The sequence below is a fragment of the Phenylobacterium sp. genome (genome assembly GCF_036263695.1).
Taxonomy (GTDB): domain Bacteria; phylum Pseudomonadota; class Alphaproteobacteria; order Caulobacterales; family Caulobacteraceae; genus Phenylobacterium.
On the sequence record NZ_DATAGM010000252.1, the window covers coordinates 1 to 18,123 of the forward strand.

The 18,123-nt window shown below is 71.3% G+C and carries 10 protein-coding genes; 4 read left to right on the forward strand and 6 right to left on the reverse strand.

Annotation, left to right across the window (positions count from 1 at the left end; genetic code table 11):
• The coding region (locus VHK87_RS10125) for a beta-N-acetylhexosaminidase (protein ID WP_329634775.1) at positions 1-2,010 on the reverse strand (2,010 nt) is incomplete at its 3' end.
• Positions 2,011-2,126: 116 nt separating this feature from the next.
• Here VHK87_RS10125 and VHK87_RS10130 point away from each other — a divergent pair.
• Entirely contained in the window at positions 2,127-3,413 is a 1,287-nt protein-coding gene (locus VHK87_RS10130) for an MFS transporter (RefSeq protein WP_329634776.1), read from the forward strand.
• A gap of 18 nt (positions 3,414-3,431) precedes the next feature.
• Here VHK87_RS10130 and nagE read toward each other — a convergent pair whose 3' ends face one another.
• The 4 genes from nagE to VHK87_RS10150 form a co-directional block, all read right to left on the reverse strand.
• The gene (gene nagE / locus VHK87_RS10135) at positions 3,432-5,153 is read right to left on the reverse strand and encodes an N-acetylglucosamine-specific PTS transporter subunit IIBC (RefSeq protein WP_329634777.1); all 1,722 of its coding nucleotides are present in this window, start codon (positions 5,151-5,153) and stop codon (positions 3,432-3,434) included.
• Complete coding sequence (ptsP, locus tag VHK87_RS10140; RefSeq protein ID WP_329634778.1) at positions 5,150-7,684, reverse strand: phosphoenolpyruvate--protein phosphotransferase; 2,535 nt, start codon at positions 7,682-7,684, stop codon at positions 5,150-5,152. Before ptsP ends, nagE begins: the two co-directional genes overlap by 4 nt.
• Positions 7,681-9,789, reverse strand: a complete 2,109-nt coding sequence (locus VHK87_RS10145; RefSeq protein ID WP_329634779.1) for a beta-N-acetylhexosaminidase — start codon at positions 9,787-9,789, stop codon at positions 7,681-7,683. Before VHK87_RS10145 ends, ptsP begins: the two co-directional genes overlap by 4 nt.
• 100 nt (positions 9,790-9,889) lie before the next feature.
• A complete protein-coding gene (locus VHK87_RS10150) occupies positions 9,890-12,547 on the reverse strand; it encodes a TonB-dependent receptor (protein ID WP_329634780.1) in 2,658 nt (885 codons plus the stop codon).
• A 255-nt stretch (positions 12,548-12,802) separates the two neighbouring features.
• On the opposite strand from VHK87_RS10150, the gene VHK87_RS10155 reads away from it, so the two are divergent.
• The 3 genes from VHK87_RS10155 to nagA all read left to right on the forward strand — a co-directional run bounded on the left by VHK87_RS10155 (position 12,803) and on the right by nagA (position 15,769).
• Positions 12,803-13,549: a GntR family transcriptional regulator gene (locus VHK87_RS10155; RefSeq protein ID WP_329634781.1), complete on the forward strand. Its 747-nt coding sequence runs from the start codon at positions 12,803-12,805 to the stop codon at positions 13,547-13,549.
• Between the two features lie 73 nt (positions 13,550-13,622).
• Entirely contained in the window at positions 13,623-14,630 is a 1,008-nt protein-coding gene (locus tag VHK87_RS10160; protein WP_414694138.1) for an SIS domain-containing protein, read from the forward strand.
• Positions 14,627-15,769, forward strand: a complete 1,143-nt coding sequence (gene nagA / locus VHK87_RS10165; RefSeq protein WP_329634783.1) for an N-acetylglucosamine-6-phosphate deacetylase — start codon at positions 14,627-14,629, stop codon at positions 15,767-15,769. The genes VHK87_RS10160 and nagA overlap by 4 nt, the downstream gene beginning before the upstream one ends.
• 389 nt (positions 15,770-16,158) lie before the next feature.
• On the opposite strand, the gene ppc is transcribed toward nagA, so the two are convergent.
• On the reverse strand, positions 16,159-18,123 hold a 1,965-nt coding region (gene ppc, locus VHK87_RS10170), incomplete at its 5' end, for a phosphoenolpyruvate carboxylase (protein ID WP_329634784.1).

An 18,123-nucleotide genomic window follows, 5' to 3' on the forward strand; every position in this document is an offset into this window, starting at 1 on the left:
GGCGGCGTCGGCCTGCCGCTTGAGCAGGGCGGCGGTCTCGGCCTTCCACCCTTCGGACGGGCGGCCGCCGCGCTCGATGAGGGCGACCGCATCCAGTCCGGCTTGCGCGAGGGCGGCGAGATCGGCCGAGACCGGGACCGCGTCCTGCAACGCCGGAGCGGCTTCAGCGGCGCGTATGAAGCGGGAGTGGTTGTCGCGATACAGCGCCAGCTGCGCCTTCAGCGCCGCCGCCTCCGTGCGGTCCCCACGAAGAAACCGGGCGACTGAGGTCGAAAGGCGATGCAACTCGACGCTATCCGGCGCCGCCACATCGGCCAGGGTGTTGAGCTTGGGCGCCTGGGGCGGCCGTCCCTTGCGCACGGCGTCGAAGACCTCCCACAACCGACCGAAGTTCCGGACGGGTCCGGTCGCCGAGGCGAGCACCTCGACGGCTTCGGCGTCGGCAGGCGCCAACCGGGCGGCCATACGTCGACGCTGCTGCGAGTCCGCCAGGCCTTCGATCCGCAGGCCCTCCTGCACGCTCACCACGCGCCGGCTCGCATCATCGGGGTCCCGCACCTCGGCCGGCGACCAGAAGCGCTCGGCCAGCAGCGCGCTGCGCGGCCAGAGAGCGGCGTCCACCATCTCCTCGCTGACCGTCATGGTCCACAAGGCGGCCTCGACGCCCAGCAGCCGAGCAGACTGTTCCGCCGAGAGGGGCCCTGTCGGCTTCGGGCCCAAGGCCAAGGACGGGTTGTCGGGCGGCGTCGCCAGGAGATCCGCCGGATCGCGCGCATAGTGGTCGAGGCCGGGCCACAGGAGATCGAGATAGTAGCCCGCCGTCGCGATGGCGCGGTTTCCCTGGCCGGTGACGTGGGCCAGCGCCTCGGAGCTGCGCCAGGCCTGCACGACCGTGCCGTCGTCGATCGGGCGCTCGGCGACCTCCTCCCAGGCGACCGGCGTCTTGCCGAGCCCCTGGACGATGCGGCGGACCCGCTCTGAAAACTCGCGCTGCAGGGCATGGGCGTCGGCATGCCCGTGGGCCGCCATGTAGGCGCGGATGCTCGGATTGTTGGTCCAGGCTGCGGCGTTCACCTCATCGCCGCCGACGTGGAAGTAGGCGTCGGGAAACAGGCCCGCCATCTCGGCGAAGAGCGTCTCGAGGAAGACGAAGGTCTCGGGCTTCGTCGGGTCCATGGCCAGGCTCATCAGGCCGATCCGGTTCTTGGGATCGACGGGCGCGGCGCTGAGTTCGGGGTAGGCCGAGAGGATCGCGCCCGTGTGCCCGGGCACGTCGAACTCCGGCACGATCCGAACGCCCCGCTCGGCGGCGTAGGCGACCAGATCGCGGACTTCGTCCTGGGTGTAGTACTCGCCGTGGCTTGCGACTTCGGTGAGGCGCGGCAGGCGCCGGCTCTCGACGCGGAACCCCTCGTCGTCGCTCAGATGCAGATGAAGCACGTTCAGCTTCACCGCCTCCATGGCGTCGATCTGGCGCTTCAGGGTCTCGACGCTGACGAAGTGACGCGCCACGTCGATCATCAGCCCACGCCAGGCGAAACGCGGACCGTCTTCGATGACCACGGTCGGAAGCTCGAAGCCGTCTTGGCCGCGGACCACGAGCTGCCTCAGGGTCGCCAGGCCGCGCAGCGCTCCGGCGGGTCCGTCCGCCTCGAGCCGAACGGCGCCGCGGGCGACTTCGAGTCGGTAGCCCTCCCGCGCTTCCGGCGTCAGGAGTGCGGGATCGTCGCCGCGCACGTGGATCGTAAGCCTCGGCCCCCGGCCCGTGGGGACAAGGCCGGTCCGGCGCCGGAACTGGTCGCGGAAACGATCCGCCGCGCGCTCGAGGCGCGCGTCCCGGAACCCTGTCCAGACCACCTCCAGCCCCTCGTCGACCGGGAGCGCGCCCGCCGAGGTCGAGATTTCGCGTGGCCAGGGCATCAGCGCCGGCGCGGCCGCGGCGCAGGCCCCGCCGAACGCCACCAGAAAAGCCGCCGCCGCCCCGAGCCCGATCCGAATCCCCTGCGCCAAGCTCGATCCTCCGCCTTTGACGACTGCGATTTTGCACTTATAGGCACTATTGCCTAGATGTTGCATCACTCAACCCTCCCGACGCCGGCGGCGGGTGCGAGCTCGCGGAGGACGGAATGAGCATCAGTCACCCTGCTGGTAGCGCGGTGCGCGCCTACGCCTGCGTCACCAGCCTGTTCTTCGCCTGGGGTTTCGCCACGGCGCTGATCGACCCGTTGATCGCCGCGGTGCGGCGGGTCTTCCAGCTCAGCCTGGCCGAGGCCATGCTGACGGCCTCGGCCTGGTTCATCGCCTACGGGGTCGTCTCCCTCCCCTCCGCCTGGATTCTCGGACGGCTCGGATACAGCCGCGCGATCCTGGCGGCGCTGACAGCCATGGTGGCCGGCTGCCTGCTCGTGCCGCTCGCGACGGTGCTGGACGTCTACGCCCTGGTGCTCGCGGCGCTGTTCGTCATCGCCGCCGGCGTGACCCTGTTGCAGGTCGCCGCCAATCCGCTCGCTGCAGGTCTTGGCGCGCCCGAGCGTTCGCACCTTCGCCTGACCTTCTCGCAGGCGTTTAACTCGCTGGGGGCGACGCTAGGCCCCGTGTTCGGATCCTCGATCCTGCTCACCGGCGGCGTGTTTGCGGCGGGAGCGGTGGTGACGCCGGCCACCCGCGAGGCCTCGCTTCGCGCCATCGACGTCGCTTTCCTCGTTGTGGGCGCGGCGTTCCTGCTGGTCGCCGCCTTCATCTGGAGCGTGAGGCGGGTGATCGACGCCCATGCGCCAAGGCCCGCTGCGCAGGCCTCGCCGCTGCAGGCGTTCCGCTCGCCATGGGCGGTGTTCGGCGCGCTTGCGATCTTCTTCTACGTCGGCGCCGAGGTCGCCATCGGAGGACTGCTGATTCCGTTCATCGGCTCGCCCGAAGGGCTTGGGGTCAGCGCCAGTGAGGCCGGCCATCTGGTGGGCTGGGGCTACTGGGGCGCAGCGATGGTCGGCCGTTTCGTCGGCAGCGCCCTGCTGACCCGGCTGCGCGCCGAGGTCCTGCTGCTCGGCTGCACGGCCGCGGCGACCCTTCTGGCGCTGTTTGTCAGCTCCGCCGAGGGCGCCGTTGCGGCCTACGCCGCCCTGGCGATCGGCTTCTTCAATTCGATCATGTTCCCGACGATCTTCAGCCTGACGCTGCAGCGGTCCGGCGCCTCGTCGGCGGCGACCTCGGGCCTGCTCGCGCTGGGCATCATCGGGGGGGCCGTCCTGCCGCCGATCGCCGGCGCGATGGCGGACGCCGCCTCCGCCGTCGCCCCAGCATTCCTCGCGCCGGCCGCCGGCTACCTGTTCCTGGTCGTGTTCGCCGGGGTCGCCCTGCGCTCCGGCCTCATCCCGAGCGGCGGCGGCTCTCGCCCCGGCGCCTCGAGCAAACCCTAGAGGCGGCTCTCGTCGTCGTCAGGCCGCGCGCGCTCGCAGTTCCGCCGCCAGCCGCTGGGCTTCGGCGCCGACAAGCACCTGTACGCCCTGGCTCGTGCGCACCACGGCACGCACGCCCGCCGCGCTGAGGGCCGGCTCGTCAATCGCCTCGCCAGGCTCAAGAGGAACCACCAGCCGGCGGTCGCAGACCGTGACGGCTGAAAGGTCCGCGCCCCGCAGCGCCGCAGCCAAGGCCCGCGCGTCGATCGCAGAGCCCGCAAGGCTCGCCCGGATCTCTCCGGCCACCTGGTCCGCCTGCGGCCCCAGGACCACCTGCAAGGTGTCCGCTGAAGGACGCACCAGCCCGCGGGCGCCGAGCCCGCGGAGCGCCCCCTCGTCCACCGCCGTCCCGTCCCTGATCTGCAGCCGCAGGCGCGTCGTGCAGGCGTCCACGCTGACCAGATTGGCTGGCCCCCCCAGCGCGGCCGCGAAGGCCTCGCCGCGACGGGCGGTCGAGACCGCCGCGACGGGCGCCGCAGCCGCCTCGTCCTCCCTACCCGGCGTCTTCAGCTTGAAGGCGACGATGGCGAACCGGAACACCGCGTAATAAACGGCGGCGTAGGCGATCCCGATAGGCAGCAACAGCCACGGCCGCGTCGATTTCCCGAAGTTGAGGACGTAGTCGAACAGCCCTGCGGAGAAGCCGAACCCCAGCCTCACTCCCAGGGCGTCCATCAGCGCCATCGACAAGCCGGTCAGCACCGCGTGCACCGCATAGAGCGCCGGCGCCAGGAACATGAAGCTGAACTCGATAGGTTCGGTGACGCCGGTTAGGAACGAGGTCAGGGCCAGCGAGAACAGCATCCCGCCCACCGCCTTCCGGCGCTCGGGTCGGGCCGTGTGGTACATGGCCAGGCAGGCCGCCGGCAGGCCGAACATCATCACCGGGAAGAAGCCGGTCATGAAGGCGCCCGCGGTGGGATCGCCGGCGGCGAACCGGTTCAGGTCGCCCGTCACGCCCTGGTAGTCGCCGATCAGGAACCAGGCCAGGTTGTTGATGATGTGGTGCAGGCCGGTGATGATCAGCAGCCGGTTCAGGAGGCCATAGAGGAACAGGCCCACGGACCCTAACCCCAGCACGCCGGCGCTCAGAGCGTCCATGCCGCCCTCCAGGGCCGGCCAGGCGTAACCGAAGGCCAAAGCCAGGCCGACGCCGGCCAGGCCGCAGACGATCGGCGGGAACCGCCGCCCGCCGAAGAAGGCCAGATACTCCGGCAGGCGCACGTCGGAATAGCGATTGTAGAGCAGGCCGGAGACGACCCCGGAAAGAATGCCCGCCGGGATCGAGAGCTTGGCGATCTCCTTCTGCTTCCAGGCGGCGGCCGTGAGATCGGCGGCGCCTGCGGCGGCGCCCGCGATCACCTCGGGCGGGACCTGCAGCAGCGCCTTGGCCCCCTCTGTGGCGACGAGGAAGCACACGACGCCGGAGAGGCCGGCCGCGCCGTGGTTCTCGCGCGCCAGGCCCACGGCGACCCCGACCGCGAAAATCAGGCCCAGGTTGCCGAACACGGCCCCGCCGGCGGCTGCGAAGGCCTGCGCGACCACGCCGACGGCTCCGCCGGCCAGGCCCGCCAGCGCCGGAGCGCCCAGGAGGTCCGGCTGGCCGATCCTGAGCATCAGGGCGGCGATGGGCAGGACGGCGATCGGTAGCATCAGCGCGCGGCCGAGCTGCTGCAGCCCGCCGAAGGACGGCCTCTTCATTGCGAGACTCCATGAGCATCGTGCGGCAGGCGCCGCCGGACCAACGCGCGGACCTCGTCGGCCGAGGCCAGGGCTAGCGCCTCCACGGCTACGGCGCGGCAGGCGGCGAGGTCGAGTGGACACAGCCGGGCCTTCAGCGCCGGGACGGCGGCCGGGGCCGCAGAAAGCGCCCGCACCCCGAGCCCGACGAGCAGAGGCGCTGCCTCTACGTCCGAGGCCAGGCCGCCGCACACCGAAACCGGCCGGCCGGCCGCGGCGGCCGCCTCCCCGACCCGAGCGATGAGGCGCAGGAGCGCGGGATGCAGGCCGTCCAGCCGGCTCGCGAGGTCAGCGTGCTCGCGGTCCATGGCGAGCACGTACTGGGTCAAATCGTTTGTGCCGATCGAGAGGAAGTCCGCCTCCGCCGCCAGTTGGTCCGCGAGCAGCGCCGCCGCCGGCGTCTCGATCATCACCCCCAGCTGGGCCGCTCCGCCCGTCGCCACCTCAGCGAGGATGGCCTTGACGGCGCGCAGGTCGGAGAGGTCCGAAACCATTGGCAGCAGGATCCGCCGCTCGCCAGCCGCAGAGACCCGCAAGATCGCCCGCAGCTGGGCGCGCAGCAGCTCGGGATGGCGCAGGCTGGCGCGCACACCGCGCAGGCCCAGCGCCGGGTTCACCTCCGCCGGGCCGGGCGCAAAAGCGAGCGGCTTGTCGCCCCCGGCGTCGAGGGTGCGGATGGTGAGCGGCCGCCCGGCCAGCGCCTCGGCGAGCGCCTGGTAGGCGGCGGTCTGCTCGTCCTCGGAGGGTGGCTCGCGCCGGTCGAGATAAAGGAACTCGGTGCGGAACAGGCCGCAGCCTTCCGCGCCCAGCGCTACGGCAGGCGCCGCCTCGGCCAGCGCGCCCAGGTTGGCGAAAACATCGATCCGCGTCCCGTCGGCCAGGCGGCAGGGCGCCATCGCCCCTTCCAGTTCGCGCCGTCGGCGGGCGGCCCTGCGGGCGAGCTCGCCCTGCGCGGCCTCGATGGCGGCGCGGTCCGGCGCCACGCGCAATGTTCCGGCGTCGGCGTCAAGGACAACGGCGGCCCCGTCCGGCACCCGCATCAGTTCGGGGCCGATGGCCGCAACGGCCGGTACGCCCATGGCGGCGGCCAGGATGGCCACGTGCGAGGTCGCCCCGCCCCGCGCGGTGCAGAAGCCCGCGACGGGCGCCCCTTCCAGCGCGATGACTTGCGACGGCAGGAGCTCCTCGGCTATCACCACCGCGCCCTGCGGCAGCGGCGGGGCGCGCGTCTCCTCGCCGGAGATGGCGAACAGGACCTGTCGCTCCAGGTCCAGCAGGTCGTCGGCCCGTTCCGTGAACCGGGGATCGCCCGTGGAGCGGAGCGCGTCTGCCGTGACGCGAACCGTCGAGCGCCAAGCCCGGCCGGCGCTTTGTCCCTCGTCGATGGCTCGCTCCGCGGCGGCGCGCAGCTCCGGGTCGGCGAGAAAGGCGCCGTGGGCCGCGAGGATTTCCCGACGCTGGGCCCCGCCGCCGGCGCCTTCGCGTGCGAGGCGCTGGGCGACCGCGCCCAGCGCCTCGGCCAGGACGCGCCGTTCTTCGGCGGCGCCCCGGCTCTCGTCGACCAGCAAAGGCTCGGGCGCGCTCAACCGGACCGCCACGCCGATCGCAAACCCCGGGGCCGCGGTGACGCCGCGCAGCACCCCCTCGCCGCCGCCCGGCGGATCGGGCTGCGGCTGCGGCGCGGCCCGCGCCGGCTCGGCCTGCTCCTCGGCGCCGATGCGGGTCAGCAGCGCCTCCACCGCATCGACGGCGGCCCGGGCGTCGGGCCCGCGCGCGATGATGCGCAACGTCTCGCCTTTTGCTGCGCCCAGCGTCATCAGCGAGACGGGGCTGCGCAGGGCCGCGCTCCGGGCCCCGGCGGCGATCTCCACCTCCGCCCGGTAGCTTTCGCTCAAGGCGGCGAGCCGCGCGGCAGGGCGGGCGTGCAGTCCGTGCGGGAGGGCCAGGGTCACGGCCCGTTCGACCGCGGCCTCGCTAGCCGCCGCGGATAGCGCCTCCGGCGCGCCGGCGAGCGCCCGCAGCTGCATCAGCGTCTCGCCTTGGCGCACCTGCCGCCCGGTGACGCGGCCCACGATCTCGAACGCCTCGGCGTTGATCACCACCACCGGCGTCAGCAGGCTCTTCGCGCGCGCGGCCAGCTGGTCGAGGTCGAAGGTCAGGAGCGGATCGCCCCGCCTCACGCGCTGGCCCTCGGCGACGTGGGCCTCGAACCCCTCGCCGCCCAGCGCCACGGTATCCAACCCCACGTGCATCAGCAGCTCGGCGCCGTTGTCGGCCCGCAGGGTGACCGCGTGCCGGGTGCGCGGCAGGCTCGCCACCACCCCATCGCAGGGCGCGCGCAGCACGCCTTCCAGCGGGTCCAGCGCCACCCCGTCGCCCAGCATTCGGCCGGCGAACACCTCGTCCGGCGCCTCGTCCAGGGGCGCGGCCCAGGCGGCGAGCGGAGCGGCCACGTCCAACAGCTCGGCGGCGGCGCGGACCAGCGGCTTCACCGGTCCGGCTCCGGCAGCAGCGTCACCGAGGCCACCGCCCAGATCGGATCCACCGCCGCCCGGGTGAAGGTGAAGCACAGGTCGGCTCGGCCGGAGAGGTCCGGGAGCGGCGCCTCGAGCGCCGTGACGGCAGGGTCGCCCGCCGCGGCCTTCAGGGGGATTACCGCCGCAGGGGCGGCCTCGCAGCTACCGACCCGCACCTCGAGCTCACCCTCGGGCGTACGCGGCGGGCTGAGTGGAATTTTCTCCACGTCCTCGCCGATCTGGAAGTTGAACGGCAGTTGGCCGACCTCCACCCGGATCCGGCCGATCCCGTCGAGCGAAGCCTGCTCCCAGATCCAGCACGGGTTCATGATGTCGGTCAGGAACACCGTCCGCTCGCCCCGCACCGGCGCGTCGTCCTCCAGCGCCAATGTCAGCTGCTCCGTGCAGGTCTTAAGCTCCCGGTTCACCCGTCTGCGTGGGTCCGTGGGCGCGTGCGGCGGCCGCAGGGCGGTGTCGGCGCCGTCGAGGCCAAACGCGGTGAGCCGCTCGAGATCGCCCGGCAATCGCCCGAGAAAGGCTTCCCAGTCGCGACGCTCCGCCGGGGCCCAGCCGATCTCGGCCACCGCCAGCGCCCGCGGGAAAAGCATGTGGGCCGCCCGTTCTTCGGTGCGCACGTGCTCGGTCCACAGATTGCCCTGCAGGCCCAGGATGTGCTTGCGCTGCGCCGCCGTCAGCTCGGCCGGCATGGGATCGAAGGCGTAGACCTCCTTCAGGCTCACCACCCGGCCGCGGCCCGGCGGCTCGGCCGGGCTCTCCGACTGGCGATTGTCGAAATAGAGCACAGGCGCCGGCGAGAGCACCGCGTCGTGGCCGGCTCTGGCGGAGGCGACCGCGCCTTCGATCCCGCGCCAGGACATCACCGTGGCGTTGGGCGCCAGGCCGCCTTCCAGGATCTCGTCCCAGCCGACCAGCCGACGACCCCGCGCGTTCAGGTGCTTCTCGATGCGGCGGATGAACCAGCTCTGCAGGCCCATCTCGTCCTTGAGGCCGAGGGCCTTCATCTGGGCTTGGATGCGGGGAGAGGCCTTCCACTGGTCCTTCACCGCCTCGTCGCCGCCCACGTGGATGTACTTTGAGGGAAACAGGTCCACCACTTCGTCGAGGACGTCGGTCAGGAAGGCGAAGGTCGCCTCGTCCGTATTGTAGAGGTTGGGGTAGACGCCCCAGTCGGCGGGAACTTCGCGGGGCGGGTTCGGCGTCGCCGCCAGGGCCGGGTAGGCGACCACCGCCGCGGAGGCGTGGCCCGGCATGTCGATCTCGGGAACGATGGTGATGTTCCGCGCCGCGGCGTAGGCGACGAGGTCGCGCACCTGCTCTTGCGAATAGTAGCCGCCGTAGAGCCGAGGACGCCCGGTGGCGGCGTCGATGTCCGCGGCGGGCCCCTGCCCGGCTGGCACGCGCCAGGCGCCGACCTCGGTCAGCCTCGGATACTTCCTGATCTCCAGCCGCCAGGCTTGGTCGTCGGTCAGGTGCCAATGCAGCACGTTGAGCTTGTAGGCAGCCATGGCGTCCAGCAGCCGCTTGATGAAGGCCGGCGACTGGTAGTGCCGCGCCGAGTCCAGCATCAGGCCGCGCCAGGAAAAACGCGGGGCGTCCTCTACCTGTAAAGCTGGCAGGCGCACGGCGGCTCCGGCAGGGCGCGGGGCGGTGATCAGCTGCCACACCGTCATTGCGCCGTGGAACAGGCCCGCATCGCTCCGGGCCGACACCACCGCGCCTTCGGGCGTGATGTCGAGCGTATAGGCGCCCGCTTCCGCCGGCCCGGCGCGGCGTAGGACGATGGCGCCTGGACGCGGGGCTCCGGCGACCGGCTCCAGGTGCGGCCCGCCCGCCTGCCGGGTGAACTCGGCTAGCCGCTGGGCGGCGCCCATCGCCGCTGCATCGTTGGACGGGGTGACGATGGCCGTCCCTTCGGCCACCTCGAAGTCGCCGGCGCGTAGCTCGACCTGCGCCGGGACTGGGGTGACCGGCAGCGGCGCGGCGTGGCCCGCGGCGGCGCAAGCGACCGCCGCCAGGGCGCCCGCCAGGCGAAGCCTCCAGCAACCCAGGCCCGCACTCATACTCTGCCTCCGACTGCGCACCGCCGACCGCCACAATGGGAAAGGAAGTGGGCGCGGGGAAGAGCGTCCCGCGCCCGAGTGGAGGAGGAAGCTTCGCGCGCTAGAACTTGACCCTCACGCCGGCGTAGTAGACCCGGCCGTTGTCGTAGACGCCTCGCGGGCGGGACAGATCGCCCGAATACTGCACGATCTTCTCGTCCGTGAGGTTCTGAGCGTCGAAGGTCAGCGCCACGTTGTCGTTCACATTGTAGCTGAACGAGGCGTCGAGCGACTCCAGCGAGTCCTGGTTCAGCGACGAGGCCCGGTCGAAGGTGACGAAGAACTCCGAACGGTAGGTGTAGGCGAGCCGGGCGCTGAGCCGCTCGTTCTCGAAGTAGCCCACCAGGTTGAAGGTGTGCTCGGAGTTCCCGGGGATCGGGTCGCCGCTCTGCGCCTGGGCGTCGGAGTAGGTGTAGTTCGTCTGCACCCCGAAGCCGTACATCAGCGGCATCTGCAAGGTCAGCTCGACGCCCTGAATGCGCCCGCCGCCGCCGTTGGCCCGTCGGTTGATTGCGAACTGACAGTTGTAGAGGTCCGGATTACCGCCGCCGGCGAGCGTGCAGAGCGCCAGGTTTGGCGTCTGGGTTTCGATGGCGAAGGTTTCGGTGGTCGGCTGGTCCGTGATGAAGGACTGGATGTCCTTGTAGAAGAACGCCGCGGCGACCAGGCTGTCGTCGCTCGGATACCATTCGAACGAGACGTCGAATTGGTTCGCCCGGTAGGGATCGATTTCCGGATTGCCGCCGGTGCCGGACAGGGTCCCCGGATTGAGCGTCACGCGCGGCGCGATGTCGGTGTAGTCCGGCCGGGCGATGGTCCTGGCGGCGGCGAACCGCAGGATGATGTCGTCCGTCAGGTCGAAGCTGAAGTTGGCGCTGGGCAGCACGTCCGTATAGGAGCGGTCGGCCGTGACGCGCTCGAAGGCGCCGAAGGCGTTGGAGACTTCGGTGGACGCGCTGTCGCCGGGCGCCAGGTCCACCGCAAAGCCTGTCGAGGTCTGGTCCGTGGTCACCACCCGGACGCCCAGGTTGCCCCGCCAGCCCTCGCCCTCGAACTCGGCCATCACATAGCCGCCGAACGCCTTCTCCTGGACCTCGAAGATTTCGGAGTAGAGCGGGATACGGGCCCTGACGCTGGCCGGGGTTCCGAAGTAGATCTGGCGCAGCCGGTCGCGGTTCACCTGGAAGTAGCGGGTGAGCGTGCCGGGCACGGCGATGTCGCTCAGGAAGTCGGACGGGGTCAGCGGGCCCGCGAAGTTCCCGGGCGTGCAGGGGCCGCCGCAGGCGGTGTCCGCCATCGGCACGAAGAACCCGCCGTAGGTCGTGGCCTGGAAGTCGGTGCTGCGCTCGTGATCAGTGTACTTCAGGCCGAAGCGCAGGGCGTTCATTGGGCCCCAGTCCACACGCCAGGTCGCATCGCCGTAGGCGTAGGCCTCAGAGTCGTCGCTGGTGATCTGGTGGAGCGAGCCGAAGTCCAGCAGCATGTCCGTCGGGTCAGTGGGATCGACGTTGAGGAAGCTCACCCTGGGAACGCCGCCGCGTAGGTCGTAGTCGAAGGTCGCCGGCGCGCCGAACTCCACGAACGGCTGGTCCTCGGTGTCGCCCTGGGCGTCCGAGTAGCCCGCGTTGAAGTGCAGCTCCCATTCGTCCGTCGGGCGCCAGGTGACGTCCAGGTCGATGTTGCGGGTGACGGTGCTGGCGAACCGGTCGATGGCGTCGAACACCACGCCCCGCCCGCCGGGCGTGGAGGTGATCCGCCCCGCGACGGCCGTGTCGCCCTGGATCACCGCATTGGTCAGCGTCCCGCCGCCGCCCAGGGCGTTCGACCCCCAGGCCATGTAGTTCTGGTTGAAGTTGTCGGCCTCGAACTTCGAGTACAGCCCGCTCAGCACGACTTCCAACGTGTCGTCCGGCTGGTACTGGATCGCGAAATTCCCGCCCTGACGGACCCGCTCCTGCTGGAACAGCGCCGAGCCGATCAGCCCCGGCACATCGACCCCGCCGGGGCCGTCCACGTAGCCCAGCACTTCAACCGCGTCGCGGCGCAGCTGGCGCTTCTGGTAGACCGCCGCGAGCAGCACGCCGAGGGTCTCAGACTCGTTCTTCCAGCTGAAGATGCCGGACGCCTGCGGGTCCCACTCCTCAGACATCTCGCTGTAGACGCCCTGCAGGGAGCCGGCGAAGTACATCGGCTTCAGGTCCAGCGGCTTGCGGGTGATGATGTTGATCGTCCCGCCGATGCCGCCCTCTTCCATCGCCGCCGTCGGGCTCTTGAACACCTGCGTCTGGCCGATGATCTCGGACGGCAGCATCAGGAAGTTGAAGCTGCGGGTCGCCGCCTGCTGGTCGAGGATGAACCAATCGGCCGTCGCCAGCCCGTGTCCGTTGAGCAGCGTCCTGGAAAGGTTCGGGGCGGTGCCGCGGATGCTGACCCGCTCGCCTTCGCCGAACTCGCGGTTGATGACGATGCCGGGCACCCGCTGCAGCGCCTCCGCCACGTTCTTGTCGGGGAACTTGCCGACGTCTTCAGCAGTGATGGCGTCCACCACCGCCGCCGCCTCGCGCTTGGTGGCGATCGAGGCTCTCTGCGATTCTCGAATGCCGGTGACCACCAATTCCTCGACCTCGGCGCCGTCGGCCTGGGCCAGAGCCGCGCCGTGCCAAGACAGGCAGGCCGCAAGGCTGGTTGATGCGACCAGGAGCGCCTTCCGGATCCCCATCGTTCTTCTCCCCTTGCCGCCGACCGTCCCGGCGGGATTTCCCCATAGAACCAATTCGAGCCCAATTCTGCGGACTTGCCGGGTCGCAACCGGTTAAAAGTCCCTGGGCTGACGCCAAGCTGCGCTCCAAACCGCCGTTCGCGCAAGCTAAAACATGACCAATATGTGATCTTTTTGGAATTGGTATGGCATTGGTCGCGCCGCTACCCTATAGGTCGTGGCCGTGGTAGGGTCGCTCAGACCATCGGGGATGCGGTGTCAGCCTTTTCGGAACTGATCGGTAGCCTGGAGGAGCGCGGACGCGGTCCGCTGTACCAGAAGCTCCAACAGGCGATCCGGGAGGCGATCCAGAACCGCGTGCTGACTCCGGACGAGGCGCTGCCGCCCGAGCGCGACTTGGCCGAAGAGTTCGCCGTCTCCCGCATCACGGTGCGCAAGGCGCTGGACGGCCTGGTGGGCGAGGGCCTGCTGACCCGCCGGCAGGGCGCCGGCACCTTCGTCGCCGCCCGGGTCGAGAAGAATTTCGCCAAGCTCTCCTCCTTCACGGAGGACATGATCTCCCGCGGGCGCACGCCGCGGAGCGAGTGGCTCAAGCGCGCCGAGGGGGCGGTAACCCCGGAGGAGTCGATGGTCCTGGGCCTCAGCCCGGGGACCGCGGTCTATCGCTTCAACCGAATTCGGTTCGCCGACGACGCGCCGATGGCGCTGGAGTATTCGACGGTGCCGGGCTTCTCCCTGCCTTCGATAGAGGCGGTGGGGCCTTCCCTCTACGAGGCGCTCGCGGCCAACGGCTGCCGGCCGGCCCGCGCCCTGCAGCGGTTGCGGGCGGTGCTGTTCACCCCGGAGCAGGCCGCCCTGCTGCAGATCAAGGCCGGCGATCCGGGCCTCCTGATCGAGCGCCGCGGCTTCCTCGGCGACGGGCGGGCCGTGGAGTTCACCCAATCCTATTACCGTGGCGACGCCTACGACTTCGTCGCCGAGCTGAACACCCAGGCCTCCTGAGCGGCGAGGACAGAGCAAGTTGCCGGACGTCACGCCCGCCGAGACCGGAGACCGTCCCCGCCCGCGCACCCGCATGGCGGCCGAGGCGGCCGAGGCGCCCCGCGCCGTCGCCGACCTGCTCGAGCGCAACGCCGAGCCTGCCCGACTGCTGGGCGCGCGGCTGCGGGCCGGTCCGCCCCGCTTGGTGCTGACCTGCGCACGGGGATCATCGGACCACGCGGCCACCTACGCCAAATACCTGATCGAGACCCGCACCGGCCTGATCACCGCCTCGGCCGCCCCCTCCGTCAGCTCGGTCTACGCCGCCGCCCCATCCGCCGACGACGTACTTTGCCTGGCGATCTCACAATCGGGCGCCAGCCCCGACCTGCTGGCCGCGGCGCGCTCCGCCCGCAACACCGGCGCCTTGCTGGTGGCGCTGGTCAACGCGCCGGACTCGCCCCTGGCGGCCCTCGCCGACGTCGAGTTGCCCCTGTGGGCCGGCCCCGAGATAAGCGTCGCGGCGACCAAGTCCTACCTGGCGGCGCTCGCGGCCATCGCCCAGCTCACCGCCGCCTGGACGCAGGACGCGGCGCTCGGCGCCGCCCTCGCCGCCCTGCCCGAGCTGATGGCGCAGGCCGCCGGTCTCGACTGGAGCGCCGCCCTTGCGCCGCTCGAGCAGGCCCAGAGCCTCTACGTCGTCGGCCGCGGCCCGGGGTTCGCCGCCGCGCAGGAAGCGGCCCTCAAGTTCAAGGAGACCTGCGGCCTCCATGCCGAGGCGTTCAGCGCCGCCGAGGTGCGTCATGGCCCCATGGCCCTGGCCCGCGACGGCTTCCCCGTCCTGGTGCTGGCGCAGGATGACGCCTCCCGCGAGAGCGTGGAGCAGCTGGCGCGCGAACTCGTCGAGGCCGGAGCCACGGTCCTGACTGCCGGAGCCAGCGCCCCGGGGGCTGTCGCCCTCCCCGCCCTGAGCGCCGACCCGGCCCTGCAGCCAATCCTGCTGGTGCAGAGCTTCTACGGGATGGTCGAGGCGCTGGCCCGCCGGCGCGGCTTCGACCCCGACCGCCCGCCCGGGCTGCGCAAGGTGACGAGAACGCTGTGACCGCCACCGCCCTCGTCAACGGCCGCATCCTCAGCGGCCAGGACTTCATCGGTGGCCTCGGCGTGGTGCTGGAGGGCGAGCGCATCGCCGCCGTGCTGCCGGAGCCCGAGGCCCGCGCCCGCGCCGACGCGGTCGTCGACCTCGAGGGCGGGCGCCTGGCCCCCGGCTTCATCGACACCCAGGTGAACGGCGGCGGCGGCGTTCTCTTCAATGACGAGCTCAGCGTCGAGGCCATCGAGGCCATCGGCGCGGCGCACCGGCGGTTCGGCTCCACCGGCATCCTGCCGACCCTGATCAGCGAGGATCTCGGCGCCATCGATCGGGCCATGCGCGCCGTAGAGGCCGCCATCGCCAAGGGCGCGCCGGGCGTACTGGGCATCCATGTGGAAGGCCCCTTCCTCAACGCCGCGCGCGCCGGCATTCACGACTCCGCCAAGTTCCGCATCCTCGACGAGGAAGCCGCCGCCCTGCTCACCTCCCTGAAGGCGGGCCGCCCGTTGGTGACCCTGGCCCCGGAACGCACCACGCCGGAGATGATCCGCCGGCTGGTCGCCGGAGGCGTCGTCGTCTCCGCCGGCCACACCGACGCCTCCTACGACGAGACCCGTGCGGCCCTTGGCGCCGGCCTGAGCGGCTTCACCCACCTCTTCAACGCCATGTCCCCTCTGGCCAGCCGCGAGCCCGGCGTCGTCGGCGCGGCCCTGGAGGACGACTCCGCCTGGTGCGGCGTCATCGTCGACGGGCGGCACGTGCACTCGGCGGTGCTCAAGCTCGCCCTGCGCGCGCGGCCCCTGGAGCGCTTCATGTTGGTCACCGACGCCATGCCCACCGTTGGTCTGGCGGAGAAGAGCTTCGTGCTGCAGGGCCAGACCATCACCGTCCGCGACGGCGTCTGCGTCGCGCCCGACGGCACACTGGCCGGTTCCGACCTCGACATGGCCCGCGCCGTGAGAAACGCCGTCGATCTTCTGGGCCTCACCTTTCCCGACGCCGTCCGGATGGCCAGCCTGCACCCGGCCCAATTCTTGGGTCTCGACCATCGGATGGGACGGATCGCGCCTGGCCTCAACGCCGACCTGGTGCTGCTCGACGAGCATGCCGGCGTCGCCGCCACCTGGGTGGCCGGTCGCCGGTACTGAAGCGGCGCTGAGTGAATCGCCGCGAGGCGCCAAGCCGAACCGACTGTGCCGCAGGCCGTCGGCATGGACATCCGCGGCTGATGGTGGCGAGCCGACACTAGCCGCCATTCGCCGGCAGCGTGGCTGCCTGGCGAGCAGAGCACATGGGCGGGCAAATCGAGGCATGGTCGCGGCCGCTCGGCTTGCCGAAAACGTCGCCCACAGCCTCTGGCGGCGCGTCCGGCCTCCTGCCTAGGCAACCATCAGGCAGCAAGGAGGCCAAAGCGGTGGGAGTCGGGGAGACTGGTTGAGACGCGACTGGCTCCACCACCATTCTTCCAGCCGCTGACGCAGCCTGAAGGTCCCTCGCGCCAGGGCCTGCGACACCTCCCGCCCCGGCGCGGCGCGCGCTACCCGGTGTTCCGCAGGCCGGCCGAGATGCCGTTGATGGTGACGTGGATGCCTTCGCGCACCGCCTCCTGGTCATCGCCTGCCCGCCGGCGGCGGATCAGCTCGATCTGCAGGTGGTTGAGCGGATCGACGTAGGGCACCCGGGTGCGGATGGCGGCGGCCAGGTGGGGACTGAGCTCCAAGAGCGCCGACTGCCCGGTGATGGTCAGCAGGGCCTCCAGCGTGCGGTCCCACTCGGCGCGGATCTGCCCGAACACCGTCTCAGCCAGAGTCCGGTCCTCCACCAGCCCCGAGTAGCGTGCGGCGATGCCCAGGTCGCCCTTGGCCAGCACCATCTCCATGTTGGCCAGGGTGGTGGCGAAGAACGGCCAGCTCTGCTGCAGCTCCTTCAGCTGAGCTAGGCTCACACCGGAGCGGGCCACCGCCGAGCCGAACCCGTACCAGCCGGGCAGCATGGTCCGCGTCTGGGACCAGGAGAACACCCACGGGATGGCCCGAAGCCCCTGGATGGTGCGGGTCGCCTGCCGCGAGGTCGGCCGACTGCCGATGTTGAGGTCGGCGATCTCGGTCACGGGGGTGGCCTGGAAGAAGTAGTCGGCGAACCCGGGCGTCTCGTACACCAGCTCGCGGTAGGCCCGCATGGCCGCCTCGCCGAGCGCGTCCATGGTCTCGCCCACCAGCGGCGAGAAGCCGGCCCCCTCCTTGCGCAGCGAAGCCAGCACCACCCCGGTGGCCAGCGTCTCCAGGCTCTGCCGGGCCAGCTCCGGGTCGGCGTACTTGTTGGCCACCACCTCACCCTGCTCGGTCACGCGGATGCGCCCGCCGACCGTGCCGGCCGGCTGGGCCAGCAGCGCCTCGAAGCTGGAGCCGCCGCCACGCCCCACCGCCCCGCCTCGGCCGTGGAACAGCTGCAGGCGCAGGCCCGCCTCAGCGGCCACCCCCACCAGCGCCCGCGAGGCCTTGTGCAGCTCCCAGGTGGAGGTGAGATAGCTGCCGTCCTTGTTGGAATCCGAGTAGCCGATCATCACCTCCTGCAGTCCCACCGGCCGCAGCATCTCGCGGATCAGCGGCTGGGCCAGGTAGGCGGCCATGGTCTCCGGCGCCGCCCGCAGGTCGCCGATGGTTTCGAACAGCGGCTCGGCGAACACCTCGGCCCTGGGCGGCGATCCGGGGGCGAACAGGCCCACCTCCTTCAGCAGCAGATAGACCTCCAACAGGTCCGAAACCGAGGTGGTGTTGGAGACGATGTAGACCCGGATCGCGTCCGGGCCGTAACGCTGGCGGATCTCGGCGGCGGTGCGGAGGATCTCCAGCTCCTTCTGGGTCTCCTCGCTGAAGGCCGTGAACGGCGAGGCCAGCAGCCGCGGGTGCTGAAGCTCGCGCAGCAGCACCTCGCACCGGGCCGCCTCGTCCAGCTCCTCGTACCGCTCCACGACGCCGGCCTTGCGCAGCAGCTCGGCGGCGACCCGTTCGTGCACCGCCGAGTTCTGGCGCATGTCCAGCGAGGCCAGGTGGAAGCCGAACACGTCCACCTGGCGGATCAGGTCCGGCAGCGCGCCCTCGGCGAAGGCCTCGCCGTGCATGGCCACCAGGCTGCCCAGCACCGTCTGCAGGTCGCCCTTCAGCTCCGCGGGCGAGCCGTAGGGCTCGGCTTCGTGCTGCGGCCGGCGCGGCGGCGGCTCGCCGGTCAGCCGCACATAGGTCGCCGCCAGCCGCGCGTAGACGCCGGTGAGCGCGCGCCGGTACGGCTCATCCGCCCGGTGCGGCGAGGCGTCGTGAGCCGCGTCGGCCAGGGCGCGCAGCTCCGGGGTCACCTCAACGAGGCGCGAGGACAGCGACAGCTCCGCCCCCAGCTGGTTCACCCCCTCCAGGTAGGCGCGCAGCGCCGCCCGCGACTGCCGCCGCAGCGCCTGGCGCATGACCTCGGCGGTGACGAAGGGGTTGCCGTCGCGGTCGCCGCCGAC